At 46.8% G+C, this 7,208-nt stretch carries 7 protein-coding genes; 3 read left to right on the plus strand and 4 right to left on the minus strand.

The features are described 5' to 3' along the window. Positions 1-302 precede the first annotated feature (302 nt). Genes WS42_RS13880 through mutY form a run of 3 tightly spaced genes read left to right on the plus strand, consistent with a single transcriptional unit; the run spans position 303 to position 3,037 of the window. Positions 303-1,475 (plus strand): TlpA disulfide reductase family protein, encoded by a 1,173-nt coding sequence (locus tag WS42_RS13880; protein ID WP_046451284.1) that lies wholly within the window; start codon positions 303-305, stop codon positions 1,473-1,475. Next, positions 1,456-1,941: a Cys-tRNA(Pro) deacylase gene (gene ybaK / locus WS42_RS13885; protein WP_022159653.1), complete on the plus strand. Its 486-nt coding sequence runs from the start codon at positions 1,456-1,458 to the stop codon at positions 1,939-1,941. Before WS42_RS13880 ends, ybaK begins: the two co-directional genes overlap by 20 nt. A 49-nt stretch (positions 1,942-1,990) precedes the next feature. Continuing rightward, positions 1,991-3,037: an A/G-specific adenine glycosylase gene (gene mutY / locus WS42_RS13890; protein WP_046403905.1), complete on the plus strand. Its 1,047-nt coding sequence runs from the start codon at positions 1,991-1,993 to the stop codon at positions 3,035-3,037. Here the strand turns inward: mutY and WS42_RS13895 are convergent, their stop codons facing one another. From WS42_RS13895 to WS42_RS13910, 4 genes are all read right to left on the minus strand, one after another. After that, positions 3,038-3,925: a DMT family transporter gene (locus WS42_RS13895; RefSeq protein WP_046451285.1), complete on the minus strand. Its 888-nt coding sequence runs from the start codon at positions 3,923-3,925 to the stop codon at positions 3,038-3,040. It lies immediately after the preceding gene. A 161-nt stretch (positions 3,926-4,086) separates the two neighbouring features. Further along, a complete protein-coding gene (locus WS42_RS13900; RefSeq protein ID WP_046451286.1) occupies positions 4,087-5,574 on the minus strand; it encodes a catalase in 1,488 nt (495 codons plus the stop codon). Positions 5,575-5,635: 61 nt separating this feature from the next. After that, the gene (gene bla, locus WS42_RS13905) at positions 5,636-6,526 is read right to left on the minus strand and encodes a class A beta-lactamase, subclass A2 (protein ID WP_046451287.1); all 891 of its coding nucleotides are present in this window, start codon (positions 6,524-6,526) and stop codon (positions 5,636-5,638) included. 20 nt (positions 6,527-6,546) lie between these two features. After that, positions 6,547-7,086: a GNAT family N-acetyltransferase gene (locus WS42_RS13910; protein ID WP_022159648.1), complete on the minus strand. Its 540-nt coding sequence runs from the start codon at positions 7,084-7,086 to the stop codon at positions 6,547-6,549. Positions 7,087-7,208: the final 122 nt, after the last annotated feature.

Raw genomic sequence — 7,208 nt, forward strand, 5'->3', positions numbered from 1 at the left:
AAAAAAACTTTTGCGTACCCCAAAATAAGGGCATGAAAAGATACAAAATATTGTTTATCAATCAATTATAAAATGAACATTTTTTGAGTGACGAAGTCAGGAGATGTCTTTTTTTGACCACACTGACAAATGTAAAAAGGAAATAAAATTATACAAGAGAAGACCTTCTTTTTTTTTGCAGGCATTGACATTTTTTGTTTATTGTTGATACTTTTTGGGTATATGTTTTATAAACTGCTTAAATTTTGCCGACTTTCAACTTATTTATTCTATTTTTGTTTGACTGATAAAATACAAAGACGATGAAAAAATGTAGTGTGTTTTTGTTTCTTCTGGTTACGTTGGCTGCCGTCGGACAAAAAGAATACAGAATTGAAGGAAAAGTGCGGAATGCAGCCGGAAATACGGTGGTGCAACTGTTAGTGTGGGCTGGGAATATGGGGAAGGTTATCGGGAGCGATACCCTGAAAGACGGACGGTTTTCATTTCGGGGAAAGCTGGAAGAGGTGCCGTTACGGATGTCGGTTTTTGTTGAGGGGGATTCGGCATTATATGGTAATCTCTCATTTTGGGTCGGTGAACCGCTGACTAAAATAGAAGGGGATAAACCTTGTGTTGCCCTTTGGAAAGTCAAAAGTAAGTTGAGGCAACAGCAGGAAGAGAATCGGTTTGTGAAAAACTCCGCCCGCATCACCCGCGAATATGAGCGGGTAAGGTTCGATAAAGAGGATGAATATGTGGCGGAATATAAGGATCAGTATAGTAAGCATCCGAAGATGAAGGATTATCCCGTGACCCGTTTGTTCGACTCTTTGTCTGCCCTTAAAGCGGAAGCCGACCTGAAAATTTTGGAAGAACAGGCCGTTTTGTCGGAAGTCGGACTGGAAAGATTGTATGAGCATGCGCGAAAACTGCGTTCACCCCAATGTCCGCCAGGACTTCGGGAAAGGGTTGAAAAGCTTTATTTGCGCCTGGATCCGGCACTCAAAACTACTGCCCGGGGGAATGAAATCCACATTTATCTTTATCCGGTGAAAATCTGTGAGGTGGGAGATCGGTTGGCAGACGGCCTCCTCTTCGATCGTGAAGGCAGAGAGCATCACTTGTCGGACTACCTGGGAAAATATATTTTATTGGATTTCTGGAGCCGGGGATGTGGTCCTTGTTTGATGGCACAACCCGAATTGGAAGAGTTGGCGGAAAAATTCCGGGATAGTTTGCACGTGATCAGCATAAGCCTGGAGGTTTCGGAAAAAGGGTGGAAAGAGGCTATCCGGGATCTGAAAGGAATACAGTTGTGTGATTTTAAGGGAGAAGGAGGATTGATCGCTTCGTATGGTTTTGACGGGATCCCGAAATTTGTGGTTATCGGTCCTGACGGGAAGATCCTGGACAAATGGACTGGATATGGGAAAGGAATTTTTGAGGCTCGCTTGAAAAAACTGTGTAAAATATATGACGGCGAAAATAAATAAGACCAATGCTGCCCGTTTGCTTGATAAAGCAAAGATCGCTTACGAGCTGGTACCTTATGAAGTAGACGAAAATAATCTGGCAGCCACCCATGTGGCGGAACAACTGGGAGAAAATATCGCCCAGGTATTTAAAACACTGGTATTGCGCGGAGATAAAAACGGCTTGTTCGTTTGTGTTGTCCCCGGAGATGCCGAAGTCGATTTGAAACTGGCGGCAAAAGTTTCCGGCAATAAAAGTGCGGCGATGATCCATATGAAAGAACTGTTACCGGCAACCGGGTATATCCGGGGAGGATGCTCTCCGGTCGGAATGAAAAAGGCTTTGCCCACTTTTATTCATACTACTTGCATGGATTTCGGGTATATCTACATCAGTGCAGGGATGCGGGGATTACAGATCAGGATTGCGCCGGCCGATCTGGTGGAATTTACCCGGGCAGAGGTTACCGATCTTATTCTCACCTGACTAGACTTCCCTGATTCCGGAGTAACTTGATAAACAGTATAAAATTGGAATGGTGGATATAGCAGCGACTTTAATTCATTGGTATGCAGAAAATAAAAGGGAATTACCCTGGCGGGAAACCACCGATCCTTATCGGATATGGATTTCGGAGATTATCCTTCAGCAGACGCGGGTGGTGCAGGGATTGGAGTATTTCAACCGTTTCATGTTGCGTTTTCCCGATGTACGGGCATTAGCGGAAGCACCCGGAGATGAGGTGATGAAATATTGGCAGGGCCTGGGATATTACAGCCGTGCCCGTAATCTTCATGCAGCGGCAAAGGAAATTGTGGAAAAATTCGGCGGGGAGTTTCCCCGCAACTATTCCGATGTACTTACCCTGAAAGGGATCGGGGAATATACGGCGGCGGCTATTTGCTCGTTTGCCTGGAAATTGCCCTATGCTGTCGTGGATGGGAATGTTTACCGGGTATTGGCCCGGATCTTCGGTATCGATACCCCTATCGACAGTAACGCAGGGAAGAAAGTGTTTTCCGGGTTGGCTGCCGAACTGCTCGACCGGCGTCATCCGGACCTTTACAATCAGGCGATTATGGATTTCGGAGCCATACAATGTACGCCGAAAGTCCCCGTTTGTTTATATTGTCCGTTACGGGAAAATTGTGTGGCACTGGCTTCCGGTCAAGTTGAAAAATTACCGGTGAAAGCAGGAAAAGCAGTCGTTAAGCCCCGTTATTTCAATTATTTGCATATCCATTGCAGGGGTGTGAATTTGCTGGCCCGTCGCGAAGCGAAAGATATTTGGCAAAATTTGTACGAATATCCGTTGATCGAAACCGGGCAGGAAACCGAATTGGAGGTATTGCAACAAACCCCGGCCTATCTGGAATTGATGCAAGAGGCAGGAGAAATACAGATACTCCGAAGTTTCATCATGCCCAAACATGTACTTTCACACCGCATAATTTACGCCCGTTTTTATGAGATCGAAGTAGAACGTTTTTCTCCGGCGATGCAGCGCTTTTTACAGGTACCGGAAGAGGAACTGGAACAATATGCCGTTTCCCGTTTGATCGCGCTGTACCGGGAAAAATGATTAAGAAGAAACGGCTTTGTCCGGCCGGGGCAGGAATACGGCAAAAGTTTGTAATAATACCGACAAGACAATGAGGCCCAAACCGATGTAAAAAGCCCCGTTCAACTCCCGGGCTTCGTGGAAGAAAAGCATAGCCAGGATAATGCTGTATACGGGTTCGAGATTATATGTCAGGTTGACCGTAAAGGCCGATACTACTTTTAAGACCTGTATTTGCAGTAGGTATAAACCGATGGTACAAACGGAAGCCAATAGGATCAGATAGATCAGGTCGGAGACGTCCGGGAAGATCGTTTCTACCGGAAAATAGCGGAGATAAAAAGGTAAAAGACAGCTCAGACCGACAAATCCGCCGGACATTTCATACAAGAGCATCGTACTGGCATCGTGGCCGGCAGCTACTTTCTTATTCGTAATCGTAAACAAGGCGGCCAGGACCGAAGAGGTGATCCCTAAGAGGATACCCTGACGGTAACGGGTGTCCAGATGGAAAATCAAAGCTATACCCAGTAGGGTAAGCAGGCTGAAAAGTACTTCTTTGACAGAGATGCGGTGACGGTTGATCCAGGGTTCCAGAAAAGCCGTGAAAAAACTGACCAGTGAAAAGCAGACTACACCGATGGAGATGTTGGAAGCTTTGATACTCCCATAAAAGAATACCCAATGCAGTCCTAATAATATCCCGATGCCACCGATCTTGAAAATTTCTTTCCAGCCTATCCGGGGAAAGCGTCTCCGGACTGCCGATAGTAGGGCGAACAGCAGACCTGCCAGCAACATCCGGTACCAGACCAATAAACCTTCATTGAGCGAAATCAGCCGCCCGAAAATGCCCGTAGCCCCCGCGAGCAGAACGGATAGATGGAGTTTAAAAAAAGCTTCTTTCATGTTTGTCATTTCACCTGAACTGAACCGGGCACAAATGTACAAGGAAAATACGATTTTTCAATGATTAAAAACGGTGACAAGAGGTAAAACGGTTGAAACGGCTGGCCAGAATTGGCGGTTATCGGTGGGCTGCCGTTTCAACCATTGTCTTCGTGGAATTTTTACCTGCTTTCCAGGGCTTGCTGGCGTTTGACCTCTTCCAGTACTTTCTTGAGATCGGTCTGGGTTTTCCGGGCCATTTCTTTACCGCAATGTTCATCTGCCTGATAAAAACGGGCGATAGCCCGGATCCGGATCGGTTCGGGAACATCGGCTGTTGCGGCAGTGAAATTAGAAGTCAGACGGTCTTTTTCGTCTGCCGGCAACAGGCGGTATAAATCTCCCGGTTGGGTGTAGAAATCGTTGTCCTGGAGATAATGGCCGGCAGCGTTTTCCAGTTCCAGGGGGGGATAATTGTATTTCGTGTCGGATACCGGACCGTTGAAACTATTCGGTTCGTAGTTGACGCTGGCACCTACATTGCCGTCGACACGCATATGCCCGTCCCGGTGATAATTATGCACCGGACAATGAGAGCGATTGACCGGGATGCTATCGGCATTTACACCCAAACGGTAGCGGTGGGCATCGCCATATGCGAATAACCGGCCCTGGAGCATACGGTCGGGAGAGAAGCCTATTCCGGGAACTGCATTGGCCGGATTGAAAGCCGATTGTTCTACATCGGCAAAATAGTTTTCCGGATTCCGGTTCAGTTCTATCAGGCCTACTTCGATTAACGGATAATCTTTGTGGCTCCATACTTTGGTCAGATCGAAAGGATTGAAACGATAGGTTTTGGCTTCTTCTTCGGGCATAATCTGAACACACATTTTCCATTTAGGAAAATCTCCTTTTTCGATATGCTCGAATAAATCCCGTTGTGAATGTTCCCGGTCTTTGGCCACGATCTGTTCGGCTTCTTCATTGGTATAATTAGCGATTCCCTGTTGTGAGATCATATGAAATTTCACCCACACCCGTTTGTCTCCGGCATTGTAAAAACTGTAGGTATGGCTTCCGAAACCGTGTTGCTGCCGCATATTCCGGGGGATACCACGGTCGCTCATCAGGATCATCACCTGATGAAGGGATTCCGGGGTCAGGCTCCAAAAGTCCCACATTGCTGTGTTGCTGCGTAGGTTGGTCTTAGGGTCCCGTTTTTGGGTATGGATAAAATCCGGAAATTTCAGGGGATCCCGGACAAAAAATACCGGCGTATTATTTCCCACCAGATCCCAATTGCCTTCGTCGGTATAGAATTTCAGTGCAAATCCGCGTACATCACGCTCTGTATCGGCTGCTCCCCGCTCCCCTGCAACCGTCGAAAAGCGGGCGAACAGATCGGTCTTTTTCCCTACTTTAGAAAAAATAGCCGCTTTGGTGTAACGGGTAATATCGTTCGTGACGGTGAAAGTACCGAAAGCACCACATCCTTTGGCATGCACGATGCGTTCCGGTATTCGTTCACGGTTGAAATGGGCCAGTTTTTCGAGTAGCCACACATTTTCGAGTAGTTCAGGGCCCCGGGGACCGGCTGTGCGGCTGTTCTGATTGTCTCCGACAGGTATCCCGGCTTCGTTTGTCAACTGAGTTTTTTTGTCTTCCATAATGATAACATTTGAGTTAGATATGTCGGTTTTACGGAAAGACAGGGTTTTACGATACACCTTACGAAGATATTTCGTTTATATAATCGTATACTGCCTTTGAAATTTGGGCGATTATGGCGGCATTGGTTTTGTCGTCTTCCATCGAATCGGTTATAAAAACGGCAATTGTATAATGATCGCCGCCATGGGGAAGATAGACAAATCCCATATCGTTGTCTCCGGCTTTCATGCCTGTACTGTCCCGGTCGGAGCTCCCGGTTTTATGGCCGATAATCGTTTCGGCCGGTAAAAGACCTTTTAGTTTGTCGCTGCCGGTGGAAGTCGCTATCATCGTATTTTCGAGAAATTTTTGATAAACAGGCGATAACAGTTCCTGCTGTATGAATTTTTCCAGCAAACGGACAGCCGAAGAGGGACGGGTATGATTCAGGTAGGGGTCGCCGGACTTATGCATCCGGTCCTCGGTAGCTGTGATTTTCATTTGTTTGATACCCTGACGGCGGACATATTTTTGTAGGGCACTTGTGCCTCCCAGATAATCGATCAGGATGTCACAAGCATTGTTGTCACTCAGGGCGACACTGTATTTCAGCAGTTCCCCGATAGTTATCTTAAAATTGCCTTCCGGGCGGGCTTCCCGGAGCGGACTGTAGGTATCCGGATGCAAGTCCGGTTTACTGATAAATAACTCGGTCTCCAACGGAAGCCCTTGCTTATCCAGACGTTCCAGCACGGCTAATGCCAGGGGAAACTTGAACGTACTCATCATCGGATATCCGGCTTTGTCGTTTACGGTTACCAGGATTTTACCGTTGTATAATACGGCGATTCCGACGGTGGCTTTTTTATTTTCAATAATAGATTTTAGCTGTTGGGCGAGTGGTTCCTGGCTGTAAAGCGGTGTCAGCGCAGTGAGGAAGATCAGGCAAAAAAATAGTTTGGAAAACATCGTAAATAATCGTTTTGAGGTTAAGCATGAAGATCGATTGTGCCATGGACAGATTTCAGGCTACCCGGAATCAGTTCGTGGACCATAAAATAGGGCGCTAATTCTTCCGGCAGACCGGCTTGCCGGATACCGTATTCTCCGATCGCTTTGAAACCGAAACGTCCGTAGTAGGCCGGATTGCCGCAAAGAAAAGCTGCCCGGTAACCCATACTTTGGGCAAGTCGTAAGCCTTCTTTGAGCAAGGCCGATCCGACACCCTGATTACGGTAGTCCAAAACGACGGATAAGGGCGCTATCATCAAAGCTTCGTATGGAGTGCCGTCATCTTGGGTGACTACGGTCCGGGTCAGCATAATATGGCCGATTAATTTCCCTTGGCATTCCGCGACCAGGGCTAGTTCGGGAATATAATTCCCATGGATGCGCAGACGGTTTGCAAAATCCTGCTCGTCTCCGTCGCTGACTTCTGCTGTTGCGAAAGCTGTCCGGATAAGCTCGTAAATAGCCGGGAACTCTGCTTCGCGTTCCTGCCGGACGGTAAATGAAGATTTATTTTTCATCCCTATTTCGTTTTGGGACCAATATAATGCGTATATTTGACATAAGGTGAGTTCTATCAATTCAATTTATCCTCTTGTATCAGACAGCAGAACTCTTTAACTGCCCAATTTGTGAGTTTTAG

It is taken from the genome of Odoribacter sp. N54.MGS-14, from assembly GCF_000980295.1.
In the GTDB taxonomy this organism is placed as follows: Bacteria; Bacteroidota; Bacteroidia; order Bacteroidales; family Marinifilaceae; genus Odoribacter; species Odoribacter splanchnicus.

Coding starts and splice junctions, on each gene's coding strand:
- WS42_RS13900 (WP_046451286.1), bottom strand. CDS start 5,574: ATGGAAGACAAAAAAACTCAGTTGACAAACGAAGCCGGGATACCTGTC.
- bla (WP_046451287.1), bottom strand. CDS start 6,526: ATGTTTTCCAAACTATTTTTTTGCCTGATCTTCCTCACTGCGCTGACA.
- ybaK (WP_022159653.1), top strand. CDS start 1,456: ATGACGGCGAAAATAAATAAGACCAATGCTGCCCGTTTGCTTGATAAA.
- WS42_RS13895 (WP_046451285.1), bottom strand. CDS start 3,925: ATGAAAGAAGCTTTTTTTAAACTCCATCTATCCGTTCTGCTCGCGGGG.
- WS42_RS13910 (WP_022159648.1), bottom strand. CDS start 7,086: ATGAAAAATAAATCTTCATTTACCGTCCGGCAGGAACGCGAAGCAGAG.
- mutY (WP_046403905.1), top strand. CDS start 1,991: ATGGTGGATATAGCAGCGACTTTAATTCATTGGTATGCAGAAAATAAA.
- WS42_RS13880 (WP_046451284.1), top strand. CDS start 303: ATGAAAAAATGTAGTGTGTTTTTGTTTCTTCTGGTTACGTTGGCTGCC.